Below are 16,021 nucleotides of genomic sequence, written 5' to 3'. Positions count from 1 at the left end.
ACTAAATGGGAATGAAAGAACATGCCTTGGCTTATCAGAAAAAAGGATTTTCGGTTATTCCTATTAGTCCTTCGAATAAGCAACCGATGATCAAATTTGCTGATAAACCAGCTTTGACTGCGCAAGAAATTGAGGATTTTTGGAGTCAGTATCCGGATAGCAATATTGCTGTTCGGACTGACAAATTTTTCGTAATCGATATTGACTTACACGGTAAGCATAACGGATACGAGAGCTTGGCCAATTGGGAACATCTGAACTTGATAACTCCAACGTTGCAGGCAAGAACTGCAAGTGGTGGCAAACATATCTTTTACTTTAAACATCCTGATGTGTCTATGACTCAAATGATAGGCTTTCTACCTGGAGTCGATATCAAGGCGCATCCAAATAACTATGTTTTAGTTGCTCCATCTAAGACCCCAAAAGGAGAATATTCCTGGGACTTAGAAAAATCTAAAGAGGGTGGCACGATGGTTACTGCTAGTCGAGCACTTGTCATGGCTATTAAGAAGGAATACAACAAAAAGAACCCAGGTAGCGACCTGGATAATATCTACTACCAAATCAGTAAAGGTGCTGGTAAGCGAAACAGGACAACCGAATTATTTGAAATGGTTGTCCTAGGCTTCGGCGATGAAGGCAGCAGAAATGATACACTTGCAAAATTTGTAGGCGGACTCTTGAGCAGGTCAGTAGAACCGAACTGTATACTGCAACTAGCAGAAACAGCCAATAACAATTCGGTAGAGCCTCTTAGTCACAAAGAATTAAGTAGGACTGTTGAATCCATGATCAAGAAACACATGAGGGGGGGTGGCCATAATAGGTGATGTTACGAATATTTCAATCAAGCAATTTTCGCGCAGAAAGAAAAAAATCTTAAACGAAGAAGGTGAACAGATTGAGATTGAATCGATTGTGGCTGACAGTCCCAGAAATGTTCTTCTTGCAATGAAGAGCGATAACAAGCTCAACGACTTTCTCAGACACAATGAATTTACTGGTGAACACGAAATCGTGGAGGACGTAAAACTGGATGCTATCCAGTTGAGGAAGGGGCAGCTACCTTCAGCCTTTGAATCCTACCTAAGCGTATATTTGGAGAATCACTTCAAGACAGTTTTCAAGGCTGGAGCATTAAGGGACGGTATCGAAGCATTCTTTGCAGAAAAGACCTATAATCCGGTTAAAGAATATATGGAAAATGCTTATGAGTCATGGGATCATAAAGAACGACTTGCCCAGGTATTTCAAACTTGGCTTGGTGCAGAGGATAGCATCTTCGTTCAGAAAATAGCTGTTATGTTCTTTGTTGGTGCGGTTTCTAAGGTTTTTAATCCCTGGGTTAAATTTGACTACACGCTCGATTTGGTAGGTGGTCAAGGTGCTGGTAAGACCACTTTCTTGCAAAAGATAGCTGTTGATTGGTACACTGATTCGGCTAAAGATTTTATGGACAAGGACAACTATGAGATTATGCTGAAATCACTGATCGTCAACGATGATGAGATGGTTGCTTCCAGGAAGACTACTTTTGACGAACTCAAAGCCTTCGTGACTAAAACAGAACTTTCTTTCCGTAGGTCCTACGGTCGCAGGGCCGAAAAATTCCCTAAAAACTTTGTGATCGCAAGGACAAGCAATAAAATTGAGTACCTGGGAGACAAGACTGGTGAACGGCGCTTTCTGCCCATACTGGTGGATGCAGGACAACAGTTTGTAAAACCTTTTGATATGACGGATAATGATGTACTCCAGCTTTGGGGTGAAGCAGTTGCCATCTACAAAAAAGGATTTATGCTTACCTTTGATGATGAGTTCGAAAATGAGCTTGCGGTCTATAAGGAGCGTTTCACTTATAAAGATGAGGCAGAATCACAGGTCTACGATTATCTTGAAATGCTAGTCCCGGAAGAGTGGGAAGACTTTTCAGTTTCTCAGCAATATCAATATACCTGGTGCTACTTCAATGATGGTAGCTATCGCAATGAGTCTGGTCTGATATATGAAGGTGTGAAGCTTCAATCGAGTGTGTCTGCCAAACAGATATTAAAGAATGTTTTTGACATTGATAGTGCGAGAGGTGAAAAGATTGCTAGGAAAATCAAGTTGATTATGGACAACAATCAGGATTGGGAATACAAAATAAAGAAGGTTAAAGGTAAGACACTACGTGCATATTTTAGAAAAAATATACAAACAGAAGTGATGTAACCTTAGTGAAAATGATGTAACCTTTTAGGCAAAAAATGGTCAAAAATCGTGCTTCGGTTACATCAGGTTACATCATTGATGTAACCGCAAGAAAAGTCAGTTATATCAATGGTTTGAGTGCTATTTTTGATAAAATTTTAAAAAAAGTGATGTAACCCTCCTAAACCGTTGATACTACTGATGTTTTAGGGTGTCTATTAGTAAGGTTACATCATTTATATAAAATATTTAATAAGTAAAAATAGCAAGTGCTATAAACGTTGATATAACAGCATTCTTGTTTTTTATAAAATATGTTTTTTGAAAAGTGATGTAACCTGTAACCGTGTAAAAAGTATTCACGAAATAAAAATATTTTTTAATAAGTATAGGAGAAGAAATGTCATACACAGTAACATTATTTTTTGACAACATGGTAGACGAAACTCACTTCTTTAAGAAAGTGGGTGATGCTGCCAAATGCAAGGCTCAGCTAGAAAGCAAGTATCGAGGGAATCGAATGTATAAAGTTAAGATGGAGGTGGTGGAATAAATGAATAAACAGGAACTGATTAAACGTATCGAGGTTTTGCCTTATACAGAGGGGCCTATCGCAGATACAATCACAATTAATAGAAATTGGATATTGGAATCAATTGAACAACTAGACGAATCCGAAACAGGTCACGCAGATGAAGCTCCACGCTACGTAAAGAACGTACTAGCACGATTGCGAGAATTGCCATTGCATGATAGAGAGGTTTGGTTAAAGGCTATCATGAGCGAATTTGAACAGGATTTTAGCTGTTCAAAATGGCGAGAGGGCTACGAGCAAGGTAAAGTTGAGGGCATGGTTGAACGTGAGAAAGTCATAGTTCCGCAAATGGTGGCTGAATGGATCAAAAAGTGTAAAACGTTTAAGAGTTTTGCTGTAAGTCTATCTTTTGCATTGCAACCCAGCGTGTGGGAAGTAAATGGCTTATCTGACGAGTGCATTGAATGGTTGGCGGATGCAGAAAACCAAGAAACTTATGCGCGCGCTTGGCTTGATGGCTACGAGATTGAGAAAGAGAAGCGGTATTTGGTGAAGTTGAAAGGTGTTTTTAAAGGATATGAATATCTGAATTTCAAATTCGGTCGTGTATGGACTTTTAGCAACGAAGAAGAAAACGAAGAATATCGCACATGCCACACAAAGAAAGAACTAGAAGAAGCCGGCTTCGGATGGGTGTTTGATTGCGAGGGTGTGGAAGTCGAGGAGGTGGAGCGATGAATAAACGTCAACGCAAAAAGAAAATTTTGAACAGTCTGAACAAAGAAGAAAGATATCGCAGAACGCATTGTCCTATTTGCGATAGCAAAATTGGAGTATTTAATGAATATTTTAATAGTTACGGTTTTTGCTGCGTTTCATGTGGTTATGAATACTATGGAATTGAGAGGTGACCAACATGAAACCTTGTAAATATCCGTACTCAGGAAGACCTAAGTTGATTAGACAGGCATTGCCAAGGTTCATCCTGTTAGGTAATGTTGCTTTTAACAGCAATTTGGTGAAATACATTGATACAATGAGACAAGTGGCACCAAATCAAACAATCATTTATTTTAAAATTCCTAAATTCCTTTCGCACGAGGAGAAGTATGTTCGGGTACCTCTCAAAATCGATGAGGTCGTCAAGATTTTAAACCGATGATAAACAAAAAAAGCCAAGGCACTGTCCGCCTCAGCTAAATTCCTATTAAGATTATTATATCACAAAGGAGACAGAGAGTGAACAAGGCTAAAGAGTTACTTGATGAACTACAGAATTTGGATGAAGAGATACAGAATCGAATAGACGAACTTGCTAATCTTGAAGCTAGTTTACTTTCTAGTCCTAAAATGAACATGGATAAGATTCAAGGTGGTCAGAAGGTTCGATTAGATGAACGTTACATCGATATTTTTAGCATGCAAGATTCCTTGAAAGAGTACATGAAGCAAGCAACTGCTGAAGCTATCCAGCGAAGAATTGAGCTCAGTAAATTGATTGATAAAATACCTAAGCCTGCAAGTCGAACAATTTTAAGGATGGTGTATATTCAGAAAGCAAGCGTGTATGATATGATTGAATTTTTACAATGCAGCAAGACTACTTTATACAAAAAGAAGAAAGATGCAATCCGTGAATTGGGTGTTGTAGTTGATAAAAGCGAACTAATGCGAACTAATGTGAACTAGGTTGAAGCGCACTGGTCTAACAATCGTGCTATTATAGTATCATCAAGAATTAAGGGTAAGGCAGTAAGCCTTACCTGACATGGAGAGTTGGCAGAGTCAGGTTGAATGCGCCCGTTTGCTAGACGGGTGGTCGCCTATGTGCGGTCCGTGGGTTCAAATCCCACACTCTCCTTTGAGTGTTTTGTGTCCCAGAATGAGTTAAATCTTCTGGGTGGGGATTCATATATCACTCATCAACTTACAAATGGTTGCGGAGCGACTGGACCTCGCATGATTGCGTAGCTAATTATATTCCGGATAAGTTATAAGCTAGAGGGTTTGATTCCCTCAGAGGTTTTAAATGACTACAAAAAATAAAAAAAGGAAAACTTTCAAATTGATTTCTAATTAATACGCAAGGTAGTAGTCGCCTTGCATTAAGTCACTCATCGAGTGGCTTTTTTAATTATTAAAAAGGTGGTGATGGAAAATTGAATGAAAGACAAAGACGATTCGCAGATGAGTACATCATCAGCGGGAATGCAACAGATGCAGCTATTAAGGCAGGGTATAGTGAAAAGACTGCTAGAAGTCAAGGACAAAGATTGTTGACAAAAGTTGACATTTCTGAATATATCAAAAAAAGAATGGATGAGATTCAGGACGAAAAAATCCTGACTCAAAAACAAATTCTTGTGATGTTGTCAGAGATTGCATCAGGTCAGGCAAAAGAGACAATTGTGGTCACGACAAAAGTAGCTGAGTTGATGACTGATCCCGTGACTGGTAAGTCTGTAAAAGTCTACAATGAAATCCCTCAACTTGTCGAATATCCAACAAAGAACAGCGATAGGAACAAAGCTTTGGAGTTACTAGGGAAACGACATCAAATGTGGACTGATAAAGTAGACATCAATGCAACGGTTACCGAGACTAAGAAGTTTGACGATATCGTCAGTCAGTTGGGCGGTGATGGACTTGACGAATAGCTTCCCTTTATCTCAAAAGTACATCGACTTTTGCAACAGCTTTAATAATGTTGATGCTGACTTTTTGGAAGGTACGACGGCCGCTGGAAAAACAACGGTTGGTGTTGGTGTCAAGTTTATGCGAGCAGTCAGCAGAAGTTCGAAGAAGTTTCACATCATTGCAGCAAAGACAGTTGGTGTAGCCGAAAAGAATATCATCAATCAGGATAACGGAATTTTAGACATCCATAAAACAGCCGTCTACTGTGGTAATGGTGATAAAGATTCGAAGATTCCTCACATCAAGTTTGAGGGGAAAATTATTTATGTACTGGGATATGACAACAAGGAAAAATGGAAGCTGGTTCTCGGTGGACAGTATGGATGTGTCTATATTGATGAGGTCAACACGGCTGACATTGAGTTTGTTCGTGAGTTGTCCACACGTAATGATTATTTGATGGCAACGCTCAATCCGGATAATCCTGATTTACCAGTCTACAAAGAGTTCATCAACAAGGCGAGACCGTATAAAAAGTACGCAGGCGATGTGCCGGAAGAAATTATGCGAGACCTATCAGAACCAGCTAACCCTAAATGGCGTTACTGGTTTTTTACGTTTAATGACAACCTGTCACTGACACCAGAAGCCATCCAGAAGAAAAAGGATGCTGCACCAGTTGGGACAAAGCTCTACAAAAATAAAATACTTGGTCTACGTGGCCGAGCAACAGGAATTGTCTTCGTTAACTTTGATAGTAAAAGACATGTGTTGAGTAAGTCTTTTGTAAAGAATACGGTCACGTTCCAGCGGTTCACAGCTGGACTAGATACAGCTTACTCAGCAAGCAGTCCGGATACAATTGCAATGATTTTCCAAGGGATATCAGATGACGGAAAGTTATACACGCTGGATGAGGAAGTCTACAACAACGCTGAACTTGATGTACCGATTGCACCATCTGATACTGTGGTCAAGTTTATCAATTTCCTAGAAAAGAATCGTGCTGAGTGGGGGTTGGCGCGTGATGTATTTGTTGATAGTGCGGACCAAGCAACAATTACAGAATTAAACAAATACAAGCGACAATACGGCTGTCTGTATATCTTTAACAATGCTTATAAGAAAACCAAAATTATTGACCGGATCAACTTCCAAATTGGTTGGTTAGCTCAAGGTTGCTACTATGTGTTAAGTCATTGTACGAATCATATCAAAGAGCTAAACACGTATGCGTGGAAAGAAGGAAAAGATGAGCCGGAAGATGCAAACGATCACACAATCAATGCGAATCAGTATGCATGGTTGCCATACAGGAAGATAATCGGAAGAAAGGAAAACTAAAGTGGGAATAATGGATATGATCAGAAGGAGTATGAGAAGCTTTCTCAAACTGGAACAGGCACAGCCAAATGTCATCACAATTACAGAGGCAATGACGTTTGAAGATAATGCAGCAAAGAACCAAATTTGGTATCGCGGTGACTCATACGAACTGGACCAGCTCTACAAGCAATTACCACATAGCAACATCAACTTTTGGGGAGCGACAAGTACTCCTGGTCAAGAAATTAGAAAGATTCACACAGGAATCCCTGGTCTTATCGTTGATAGGTTGGTAGATATCACGCTGCACGATATGAATGATTTAGACTTTGCCGAGGAAAAGCAAGGAAATTTGTGGGAAAAGATTGCTGAAGATAGCAACTTCCACGATCAACTGCAGGAGGCGATTAAAGATAGTCTTGTGATGGGTGATGGTGCTTTTCGCATTTCATTTGATCCGAAACTTACAGCATTGCCTATTGTTGAATGGGTTGGTGGAGATAGAATTGAAATCATCTACAACCGTGGAAGATTGAAAGAAGTTATTTTCCGCACGCACTTCACAGAACACAGACGGAGCTATTTGCTCGAGGAAATCTACGGATATGGCTCATTAACTTATAAGCTCTACAGGGGCGAAACTGAGCTAGATATGAGCGCGACAGAGTACACTGCTAACCTTGTCGATGTGGAGTTCGATAAATCCGTTATCTTGTGCTTGCCGTTTAAGATTTACACGTCACCTAAAGTAAAAGGCCGTGGTCAATCTATCTATGATCGTAAGACAGATGCTTTTGATAGCTTGGATGAGTCTTGGAGTCAGTGGATGGATGCTCTTCGTTCTGGACGATCACGAGAGTATATTCCTGAGAACTTACTTCCTAGAGATCCTTACACAGGCGAAATTAGTAAGGGCAATCCTTTTGACCATCGTTTTATCAAGGTCGAGACAGCGATGGGTGAGGATGCCAAAAACACAATCACATTGCAACAAGCTAATATCCCGCATGAAAGTTATTTGAGTACATATGTGACCGCGCTTGATTTAGCTTTACAAGGCATTATTAGCCCGTCAACACTCGGTATCGATGTCAAGAAACTAGATAATGCCGAGGCTCAACGTGAGAAAGAAAAAGCAACGCTCTATACTCGTAATGCTATTGTGACAGCTCTGCAAGATTACATACCACGCTTGATCGGTATGGTTTTGAATGCTGATAGTGTGCTTAAGAAAGAACCACTACAGAAAGTCAAGGTCGACGTTCCGTTTGGTGAGTATGCTAATCCTAGTTTTGAATCGCAGGTTGAGACAGTATCCAAAGCCAAGACAGGCGGTATCATGTCGATTGAAGCGAGCGTTGAGGAGTTATACGGTGACTCAAAAGACCAGACTTGGAAAGACCAGGAAGTGGCAAGAATCAAAGCAGAGCAAGGTGTGACAGAAGTCAACGTGCCATCATTGAATGAAGCTGCTAACGATTTTGAGATAGAGAAGGAGGCTGAAGATGCTGAAGACGGTGACGATAGGACAGAGGATCTATCACATGAGTCAGAAGGAAGCGCAGGGACTTCTACAGATAGCGAGTGATAATGTAGAGTTTGGTATCTATGCTGTTGAGAAGAACAATAAGTTGGATATGCTCAACCTCAAAATGCCTAGTAAAACAGCTTTGAAACGACAATTGAGAAGTTTTAAAGCGCAAGGTTTTAAGGTGTACTGCAATGGCTTATGATGTATCTAAAGCATTTGAGCGAATTGAAAACGATCTGCTTGATTCCATGATTAGAAATCTCGGAAGGCATAAGGCAGAGGAAACTGCTGAAGGTTTTGAATGGGAACAATGGCAGGTAGCTCAATTGAAAGAGCTTGAACGATTTAAGCGAGCTAATGCCAAAAAATATAGCAAAGAGTTTGCCAATATCAATAGCAAGATTTCCACAGCTATCCAAGAATCCTATAAGCAAGGCATGGATGATGAGGAAATGTCTATCCTGGAAGCTATCAAGAACGGTTTTGAATTTAACAGTGGAAAAGATAACCTAGGGACTTCATTTTTTGCTATCAACGAACGAAAGTTGAATGCGTTACTCAACTCGGTCGAGCATGATATGAAGACGGCAGAGCATGCTGTATTGCGGTATACAGATGACCAGTACAGGCGTACAATATTTGATGCTCAGGTAGCAGCTAACACAGGAGCTAAGACTTACGAGCAATCAGTGGATATGGCCACCAAAGATTTTCTAAGTCGGGGAATCACATGCATCCAATACAGTAATGGAGCCATGGTCAATATCGTATCGTACACTGACATGGCCATTCGGACAGCAACCAAAAGAGCCTACCTAATGGGCGAGGGAGTCAAGCGCCAGGAGTGGGGGATTCATACTGTTATCTTAAACAAGCGATCGAATGCATGTCCTCTGTGTATGCCTTTTGAAGGTAAAGTATTGATTGATGATGTCTGGTCAGGAGGCAGTGCGGCTGATGGTCCATATCCATTATTAAGTTCTGCAATGGCAGCTGGTTTGTATCATCCTAACTGCAAAGATAAGCATACAACTTATTTCCCTGGGATCAGTAGCGAGCCAGAGAAAATATTTACAAATCAGGAATTGAACGACATCAAGGAAAGACAGTTACTGGACAACAAAGTTCAGCATGCTAAGCGACAGGAGAAACGCTTTAGCAGATTATCGCAGTTCAGTCTCGATGAAGACAATGTTCAGAAGTACACATTAAGGGCGGAAGAATGGTCTAAACTTAAGTCTGATGCAGAAGAGAATCTGAAATACTTTGAAGCGGAAAAAGGATACAAATTATACCAAGAATTTTCACTTGAAAGTGATAGTGATTACAAGAAATTCATCAATCGTCAGAGATTGCCTAGAGATACTAGTGGCGTAGCTTCGAAGAAGATTGCTGCAGAGACACGACACATGTATATCGAGGCGACTCGAAAAAAATTCAAGGATGGTACAGAGCTTGGACAAGCCTTGTTTGCAAGATTGGCCGACCAGGAGGCGATTGCAACTATTGCAGAAACAGGAGTTGTGAGATATGAATCTGGAAAACTCTTCCTGAATATGTATAAGGACGTAGACGACCCTCGCGGACCTGGTACTGGTTATTTCCATGAATTTGGTCATCAAATAGATGATAAGCTGGGTTGGGAATTCACAAAGGATAAAAAAATACTGCAACTTCTGCGTAAAGACTTTATCAATTTATCTGACGAGACTATTTTCGAAGCAATCCATATCAACGATAAAGCCTCTTCGGCATCTGATATATTAGGCGCGTTGAGTGAAGGTAGAATACAAGGCAAGTATTCGCACTCGCTCGTTTACTGGGAGAAAAAAGGAAATATCGAGAGCGAGTTTTTTGCGCATGTGTTTGAGGCACAATTTGATGATGAACGCAGAGAAATACTTGAAAAAACTTTTCCTGAGAGTTATAATTATGTTATAAGTAAACTAAAGGAGAGGTAGTCATGCGGGTTATCGAAAGCTATCTACGTGTAGCAGAAAAAGCAGATACATTTAGCGACATCTTTGGGTATCGTTTAGTAGCCCCGATTTTTCCTGTAGCGGCTATCTATGGACCACAAGAAGAGAGTGACATCTTTGAAGCAAAATTGGACAAATGTATCAAAGATCAATACGATTATTTTGCAGATGAGTACGGCTATGATCCAGATGAGAAAAGACTTAGACTGCAACGTGAGAAGTATGTATTTTACGATTGTTAATATCACAGAGCGCCGATAAGGTGCTTTTTTCGTACTCAGAAAGGATTGAAAAAATGAAATACAGAAAGAAACCAGTAGTCATTGAGGCGGTTCGGTTCGTAAATACGGAAGAATCAATTTTGAAATTGTCAGAGTTAGGATTGGATCCAATTCGTGTAGATTATGCTGATTTGGATAATCCGGTTTTAAAGATAGAAACACTTGAAGGATTGATGATTGCAACAGAAGGTGATTACATCATCAAAGGCGTGCAAGGTGAATTTTATCCATGCAAGCCTGATATTTTTGCACAAACATATGAAAAAACGGAGGAATGAAATGTTAGAAAAAGCAAAACAATTGGCATCACAAGAATTTTCGCGCTTATCAGATCGTGAAATCAAAGCAGAAGACTGCTTTGTAGTTTGGTTTAGCAAGACCCTGCAAAATTGGAAAGCTCTTGTTAGTACGAACGCAATTACATCAAGCGAACCTTGTGGAAATTATGCAGAAATCACGCATAACGGAGACAAGAATGAGACTTATGTGGATGTTTACGCCAAGGTTTCAAATCGTGCCATTAAAGATTAGGAGGTGATCCAACATCTTGACTTGCAGGAATAGACTGCTATAAATTACTGTAAATTGCTATAAACCGCATCGAATTCGAGGCGGTTTTTCTTATGCTTGAAAGGAATAAAGATATGGAAGATTGGAAAGTAAGATTTAAAAAAGAATACTCTGAATTGAGAGAACGATTCAAAAAGTTGGATATGATGATTGGCAAATACGAGAAAGGACAGTTAGAGTTTGAACCTAAATGTCCTATTGATTTGTTAAAACGTCAGCGTTCAGTTATGTGGGATTATCTTTCTACTCTAGAGCAACGTGCGAAGATTGAAGAAATTAAACTATAAAACCTAACCGTACGGGATTCCATACGGTTTTCTTTTTGTCCGAAGACTAAAAACTACGTGGAGACACCAGTGACAATAACTGAAATAGGGAGACACCCTTAAAACTGAAAGGAGAACGCTATGTTCAAACGCAAACTATTTTTCCATAATGCAGATACAGGAACTGGCTCTGCAGGTGGACAAGACACGTCAAGCCAAACTCAACCAGCTAGCACTCCTGAGATTGACTATGACAAAATCGCTAGCATTGTCGAAGGCAAGCAAAAGGTTGCTGAAGACACCGTGCTAAAAAATTACTTTAAGCAGCAAGGATTGAGTGGTGAAGAAATGGCTCAAGCTATTACTGCTTTTAAGTCGCAGAAAGCTGATGCAACACCAGACGTCACATCACTACAGCAACAGTTAACGCAGGCACAAGCAAGTGCATTGCAAGCTAATTTAGAGCGAAATCTACAATTAGCAGCAATCGAGGAAGGATTACCTGTTGGTGTATTACCTTATGTGATGAAATTGGCTGATACATCAACTCTCACACTTGAATCGAAACCAGAAGATTTCAAAGCTATTGTCGCAAAAGTGTTGGAAGACGTTCCTGCACTGAAGCCAAACAAAGAAGAGTCAACTGGGTTTCAACAAATCGGATCTACCGGTAAAACACAACAAACTAGCCAAACTGATGCCATTGCTGCAGCGTTTGGTCTTTAAAAAAAGGAGAATTAAATTATGACAGTTTATAACTACGCAGAACAATTCGAACAAGCTTTGCATCAAAAATATGCAAAGGAGCTTGCGTCTGTAGATTTGTTTAACTCAAATCCGCAAGTGAAATTTATCAACGCCCAAACAATCAAGCTACCAAACATCACAGTATCTGGTTACAAAGACCACAATCGTCAAACTATCGGTTTTAATTCTGGAACAATCTCAAACGATTGGGAACCAAAGAAACTCGAACATGACCGCGACATTGAATTTGCAATCGATCCTATGGATGTTGATGAAACAAACCTTGTCGTCTCTATTGCCAATGTCCAAAACACTCTGGAAACTGAACAAGGTATTCCTGAGAAAGATTGCTACGTGTTCTCAAAACTCTACACAGAAGCTGGAAAGTATGCCACTAACGGTGCCACTATCGACACTACAACATTGACTGCAGAAAATATCTTGCAAAAATTTGATGACGCCATGGAAAAAATGGACGAAGCAGGCGTCCCATCTGAAGGTCGCATTTTGTACGTCACTCCAGCTGTCAACAAGCTCTTCAAACAGGCTAAAGACATCCAACGTGTGCTAGGAGTGAATGGTTCAAATGGCGACGTCAAACGCTCTATCTATAGCCTTGATGACGTTAAAATCAAACAAGTGCAATCAGCTCGCATGAAATCACAATACAACTTTACAAATGGCTGTGTCGCAACAGATGAAGCGAAACAAATGAACTTCATATTAATCCACCCATCTTGTGAAGTTGCTCGTGAAAAATACTCTTACATCAAAGTATTTACACCAGGTCATGACTCACGTACAGCTGACAACTATTTGCTCCAATCTCGCTTCTACATGGATGCATTCTTGATCAAGAACAAAGCAGCTGGTATCTTTATCAACGCGACAGCGTAAGAAAGGATGGTGTAGCATATGGTATTAAAAGCAATTAAAGGCGCTCGCGTCTATGATATCGATGAGTCAGCGATCAATGATTTTGTTGGTCGTGGCTTTGAAATCTACGAAGATGGTGAATTAAAATATGGTGAATCTGTCGACAAGGTTTCAAAAGAGGAGTACGAAAAAGTTTTAGCTGACTTGAAAGATGCTAAGGATGAAATCAAGAAGCTCAAAGGAGCTAAGGAGTAACAGTCATGTATGCTAGTCCAGATTATTACAAAAAGACGTTTGTTGGTGTGATTTCTGCTGATTCAGAAGTTCTGGCTAGCAAACTTAAATCAGCTTCTGACAAGATTGATATACTTACGTTCAACCGAATCCGTGGCATTGGATTCGACAATCTGACGCCATTTCAGCAGGAAGTTATCCGAAAGGCTTGTTGTCAGATTGTTGACTTTGAAGAGGTTAATGCTGATTTGATAGCTACTACAGTTTCAAACTACAGTATTAATGGTGTGTCAATGCAATTAGGATCAAATTGGAACATTGCCACCGAACAAGGTATTGTTATTTATCGCAAAACCTATGAACTTTTGAAGCAAACAGGATTGACGAGGAGGGTTATTTGATGAAATTTCCACAACTTGTCTTACCTCAATTTTGTCAGACGCCAATCACAGTCACAGTCAACCAAGAGGGAGTTTCTGAAGATGGCGAACCTTTGGAGGCGTTTAGAGAAAATCTAAAATGCAATTATCAGGACGGTGCCAAAACAGTCCTAACCGAACAGAAGAAGCTGGTCCAAATTACTGGGTCAGCTTATTTCGTTGGTGATATTGCACCGTATTTGCCTACATTGAGCGGTGGGACTGCAATTGTATTTGGTATTGTCAGGAGGATTGTGGATAGCCGGAAAGCTAGAAATCCAGATGGGACTGTCAACTATACCTACATCGGATTGGAGTGATGCTATGTTTGTGAATTCTACAGTAAAGCTAGATTTTGGCACTATCCGCAAACTGGAAAGGGCTCAAATCATAGCACTGGAACAGACTGCTGAATACCTGCATACGGAAGTTGTGCAGGCGCAGGTAGTGCCTTTTGATAAAGGTGTGTTGCAAGGCGAAGCAATGGCTCCAGACTATTCACGTTCATCCCAAGGTGTAGTAAGCCTGGTACATTCCACTCCTTACGCAAGACGATTGTACTTTCATCCTGAATATCAATTCCAGACGAAAGAAAATCCTCATGCAAAAGGAAAGTGGTTTGAGGATTGGGCTGATGGTGGCAAGAAGTCACACAAAATAAAACAAGCCTACGGGCGACTTTACAAACAAATCACGGGGGTTTAAGCATGATTACATTAGCTGAAGTCCGTGACTGGATTAAAACATTTAATGCAGCTAACAACTACTACATTGGCAAGATCGATAATAAGCAAGAAAATAGTATAGGCATTTACCAACGAAAGACAATCGATGGTCCTCGGGTAGCAATCGGAGGCAGATCACTGACAAGCTATGATGTCAAATCAATCAGCATCTTAATTCACTGGAACAAGAATGCGAATGAGACTGAGAAGCGTGCTCAGTACCTCTACAATCGTCTATTTGAGGCTGAATCGGTTGTTATCGGTGGAACACCTATTAAGATGATTGCCTTATTACAGAACGAGCCTGTGGACGTAGGAACAGATGATAATAACGTGTATGAGCGTGTTATCGAGCTTGATTTATATTACGAAAGAGAGGGCAACTAATGGCTCAGAAAACTGGGGTATTCCCCGTATATGAAAACCAGTTCCAAGTAAATAAAGGAACTGCAGGAGTTGAATCACTTGTTGATATTGCAGACATGGAATCATTCTCAGTATCATTTGACAATGGTGTTGAAGAATGGAAACCATTTGACCAAAAAGGTTGGACACGTCGTTTGATGACTGCGAAGTCAGTTACAATTTCTGTTTCTGGTAAACGAAATGTAGGTGATGCAGGCAACGACTACATCGCAGGTCTTGCGTTTAAAAATGGTCGTGATTCTGAAGCGGACTTTCAATGGACTTTCCCAGACGGAACCAAAATCAAATTTAAAGACGCGGTTATCAATCTTAAGGACTTTATCTCGGGGGATTCAACTGGCGTTGCACCATTGTCATTTGATGTTATGTCAAATGGTAAACCGGAAGTGGTGCCAGCAGGTTAAATTAGAGGGTTTCGACCCTCTTTTTATTTTAAGGAGGAAATATGGTTGAAGCTGAAGAAACCAACGCAATTGCAACCATAGCTTTTATTGATATCGATACAGGTATCGAATACAAGGCTGGAGATACAGTTGATTTAAGCGGTAAATCCAAAGAGCGAATCGAAGCTATGGCAAGCAAAGAAAATCGAACTGGTCAAGTACTGATCAACATTTTATCTGAAGAAAAGGAAACCGAATAATGTCAAAAGTAATTGATATCACAGAAAAACTCAATTTTGAAGAAAATCCAAAATTGAAAATTAAAGATGCTGAAATTGAAGTCAATACAGATGCAACAACTGTACTGACTCTGATGCAGACTATCGGTGATGAAGAAGGAACTCCATCTGCCAAAAAAATGATGGAAATGTTTGAGCTAATCTTCCCTGAAAATAGTCGCAAAACACTTGATGAAATGCGTTTGAATTTCGCTGATTTAACTACAGTTATTGAAGCAGCGATGACATTGGTCATGGGAGAAGAAGAAGCGGGAGAACAGTGAGCCATACTATGACCTATTTGAGGATTTCGATTTAATCGTCAGTTCTCTTAGGACACAGTATGGCTTATCTGTATACTCTAATGAATTTAAGAATATGAAGTGGAAAGAGTTCAAGGCTCTCTTAGCTGGTTTGTCCGGAGAAACACCGCTTGGTCGAATCGTCCAAATTCGAAGCGAAGATGACCCTAAAATGCTAGAAGTATTTTCAGAAGGACAGCACCGTATTCGTAACGAATGGAGATTGAAACTTGCCAAAGAGAAAACAGAACAAGATTTGACTCAAGTTCTTGAAGAATTAAAACAAGCCTTTGTTGAGATGGCTAAGTAG

The 16,021-nt window shown here is 40.1% G+C and carries 26 protein-coding genes and 1 tRNA gene; all 27 read left to right on the top strand.

The genetic code is table 11. The features are described 5' to 3' along the window. Positions 1 to 5: 5 nt before the first annotated feature. The gene (locus D8804_RS05070) at positions 6 to 833 is read left to right on the top strand and encodes a bifunctional DNA primase/polymerase (RefSeq protein ID WP_049493545.1); all 828 of its coding nucleotides are present in this window, start codon (positions 6 to 8) and stop codon (positions 831 to 833) included. Next, positions 817 to 2,217 carry a VapE domain-containing protein gene (locus D8804_RS05065; RefSeq protein WP_125399031.1) on the top strand — a complete coding sequence of 467 codons (1,401 nt, stop codon included), beginning with the start codon at positions 817 to 819 and terminating at the stop codon, positions 2,215 to 2,217. The genes D8804_RS05070 and D8804_RS05065 overlap by 17 nt, the downstream gene beginning before the upstream one ends. Positions 2,218 to 2,596: 379 nt before the next feature. After that, positions 2,597 to 2,749, top strand: coding sequence for a DUF7204 family protein (locus D8804_RS10080; protein ID WP_185774034.1), 153 nt, complete (start codon positions 2,597 to 2,599; stop codon positions 2,747 to 2,749). Then, positions 2,750 to 3,469, top strand: a complete 720-nt coding sequence (locus D8804_RS05060; RefSeq protein ID WP_125399030.1) for a DUF1642 domain-containing protein — start codon at positions 2,750 to 2,752, stop codon at positions 3,467 to 3,469. It begins immediately after the preceding gene. After that, positions 3,466 to 3,642 (top strand): hypothetical protein, encoded by a 177-nt coding sequence (locus tag D8804_RS10075; RefSeq protein WP_185774033.1) that lies wholly within the window; start codon positions 3,466 to 3,468, stop codon positions 3,640 to 3,642. The genes D8804_RS05060 and D8804_RS10075 overlap by 4 nt, the downstream gene beginning before the upstream one ends. 328 nt (positions 3,643 to 3,970) lie before the next feature. Then, a complete protein-coding gene (locus D8804_RS05050) occupies positions 3,971 to 4,420 on the top strand; it encodes a DUF1492 domain-containing protein (protein ID WP_125399028.1) in 450 nt (149 codons plus the stop codon). Positions 4,421 to 4,501: 81 nt separating this feature from the next. Beyond that, positions 4,502 to 4,592 (top strand) — tRNA-Ser (locus tag D8804_RS05045). A 298-nt stretch (positions 4,593 to 4,890) separates the two neighbouring features. After that, positions 4,891 to 5,388: a terminase small subunit gene (locus tag D8804_RS05040; RefSeq protein ID WP_084911577.1), complete on the top strand. Its 498-nt coding sequence runs from the start codon at positions 4,891 to 4,893 to the stop codon at positions 5,386 to 5,388. Next, entirely contained in the window at positions 5,372 to 6,712 is a 1,341-nt protein-coding gene (locus D8804_RS05035) for a terminase (RefSeq protein ID WP_125399027.1), read from the top strand. The genes D8804_RS05040 and D8804_RS05035 overlap by 17 nt, the downstream gene beginning before the upstream one ends. Positions 6,713 to 6,743: 31 nt before the next feature. After that, a complete protein-coding gene (locus D8804_RS05030; protein WP_243701302.1) occupies positions 6,744 to 8,282 on the top strand; it encodes a phage portal protein in 1,539 nt (512 codons plus the stop codon). Further along, positions 8,239 to 8,427, top strand: a complete 189-nt coding sequence (locus D8804_RS05025) for a hypothetical protein (protein WP_007518758.1) — start codon at positions 8,239 to 8,241, stop codon at positions 8,425 to 8,427. Before D8804_RS05030 ends, D8804_RS05025 begins: the two co-directional genes overlap by 44 nt. A gap of 46 nt (positions 8,428 to 8,473) precedes the next feature. Further along, positions 8,474 to 10,186, top strand: a complete 1,713-nt coding sequence (locus D8804_RS05020) for a phage minor capsid protein (RefSeq protein ID WP_260472330.1) — start codon at positions 8,474 to 8,476, stop codon at positions 10,184 to 10,186. A 2-nt stretch (positions 10,187 to 10,188) separates the two neighbouring features. Beyond that, positions 10,189 to 10,446, top strand: a complete 258-nt coding sequence (locus tag D8804_RS05015; RefSeq protein WP_049493558.1) for a hypothetical protein — start codon at positions 10,189 to 10,191, stop codon at positions 10,444 to 10,446. A 53-nt stretch (positions 10,447 to 10,499) separates the two neighbouring features. Then, entirely contained in the window at positions 10,500 to 10,763 is a 264-nt protein-coding gene (locus tag D8804_RS05010) for a hypothetical protein (protein ID WP_049493560.1), read from the top strand. Position 10,764: 1 nt separating this feature from the next. Further along, positions 10,765 to 11,016 (top strand): DUF6275 family protein, encoded by a 252-nt coding sequence (locus D8804_RS05005; protein WP_049493561.1) that lies wholly within the window; start codon positions 10,765 to 10,767, stop codon positions 11,014 to 11,016. 113 nt (positions 11,017 to 11,129) lie between these two features. Next, positions 11,130 to 11,342 (top strand): crAss001_48 related protein, encoded by a 213-nt coding sequence (locus D8804_RS05000; protein WP_049493562.1) that lies wholly within the window; start codon positions 11,130 to 11,132, stop codon positions 11,340 to 11,342. A gap of 120 nt (positions 11,343 to 11,462) precedes the next feature. Next, positions 11,463 to 12,047, top strand: a complete 585-nt coding sequence (locus tag D8804_RS04995; RefSeq protein ID WP_125399024.1) for a hypothetical protein — start codon at positions 11,463 to 11,465, stop codon at positions 12,045 to 12,047. Between the two features lie 18 nt (positions 12,048 to 12,065). Further along, positions 12,066 to 12,965 carry a hypothetical protein gene (locus D8804_RS04990; RefSeq protein WP_049479261.1) on the top strand — a complete coding sequence of 300 codons (900 nt, stop codon included), beginning with the start codon at positions 12,066 to 12,068 and terminating at the stop codon, positions 12,963 to 12,965. A gap of 18 nt (positions 12,966 to 12,983) precedes the next feature. Then, positions 12,984 to 13,199, top strand: coding sequence for a hypothetical protein (locus D8804_RS04985; RefSeq protein ID WP_049479260.1), 216 nt, complete (start codon positions 12,984 to 12,986; stop codon positions 13,197 to 13,199). Positions 13,200 to 13,204: 5 nt separating this feature from the next. Then, on the top strand, positions 13,205 to 13,579 hold the full coding sequence (locus tag D8804_RS04980; protein WP_049493565.1) for a head-tail connector protein: 375 nt from the start codon (positions 13,205 to 13,207) through the stop codon (positions 13,577 to 13,579). After that, positions 13,579 to 13,917: a hypothetical protein gene (locus D8804_RS04975; protein ID WP_049479258.1), complete on the top strand. Its 339-nt coding sequence runs from the start codon at positions 13,579 to 13,581 to the stop codon at positions 13,915 to 13,917. The genes D8804_RS04980 and D8804_RS04975 overlap by 1 nt, the downstream gene beginning before the upstream one ends. Before the next feature lie 4 nt (positions 13,918 to 13,921). Continuing rightward, positions 13,922 to 14,302: a hypothetical protein gene (locus D8804_RS04970; RefSeq protein WP_049479257.1), complete on the top strand. Its 381-nt coding sequence runs from the start codon at positions 13,922 to 13,924 to the stop codon at positions 14,300 to 14,302. 2 nt (positions 14,303 to 14,304) lie between these two features. Continuing rightward, positions 14,305 to 14,709 carry a phage tail terminator protein gene (locus D8804_RS04965; RefSeq protein ID WP_049479256.1) on the top strand — a complete coding sequence of 135 codons (405 nt, stop codon included), beginning with the start codon at positions 14,305 to 14,307 and terminating at the stop codon, positions 14,707 to 14,709. After that, positions 14,709 to 15,152 (top strand): phage tail tube protein, encoded by a 444-nt coding sequence (locus D8804_RS04960; protein ID WP_007518781.1) that lies wholly within the window; start codon positions 14,709 to 14,711, stop codon positions 15,150 to 15,152. Before D8804_RS04965 ends, D8804_RS04960 begins: the two co-directional genes overlap by 1 nt. 41 nt (positions 15,153 to 15,193) lie before the next feature. Beyond that, positions 15,194 to 15,391 (top strand): hypothetical protein, encoded by a 198-nt coding sequence (locus D8804_RS04955; RefSeq protein WP_125399023.1) that lies wholly within the window; start codon positions 15,194 to 15,196, stop codon positions 15,389 to 15,391. After that, positions 15,391 to 15,693 carry a hypothetical protein gene (locus D8804_RS04950; RefSeq protein ID WP_084911549.1) on the top strand — a complete coding sequence of 101 codons (303 nt, stop codon included), beginning with the start codon at positions 15,391 to 15,393 and terminating at the stop codon, positions 15,691 to 15,693. The genes D8804_RS04955 and D8804_RS04950 overlap by 1 nt, the downstream gene beginning before the upstream one ends. Positions 15,694 to 15,727: 34 nt before the next feature. Beyond that, complete coding sequence (locus D8804_RS04945) at positions 15,728 to 16,021, top strand: Gp15 family bacteriophage protein (RefSeq protein ID WP_239682736.1); 294 nt, start codon at positions 15,728 to 15,730, stop codon at positions 16,019 to 16,021.

The sequence above is a fragment of the Streptococcus oralis genome (assembly GCF_003944215.1).
Lineage (GTDB): Bacteria > Bacillota > Bacilli > Lactobacillales > Streptococcaceae > Streptococcus > Streptococcus oralis_BI.
Note: the sequence above shows the minus strand (reverse complement) of the source record. Positions and strands in the feature narration are given on the sequence as shown.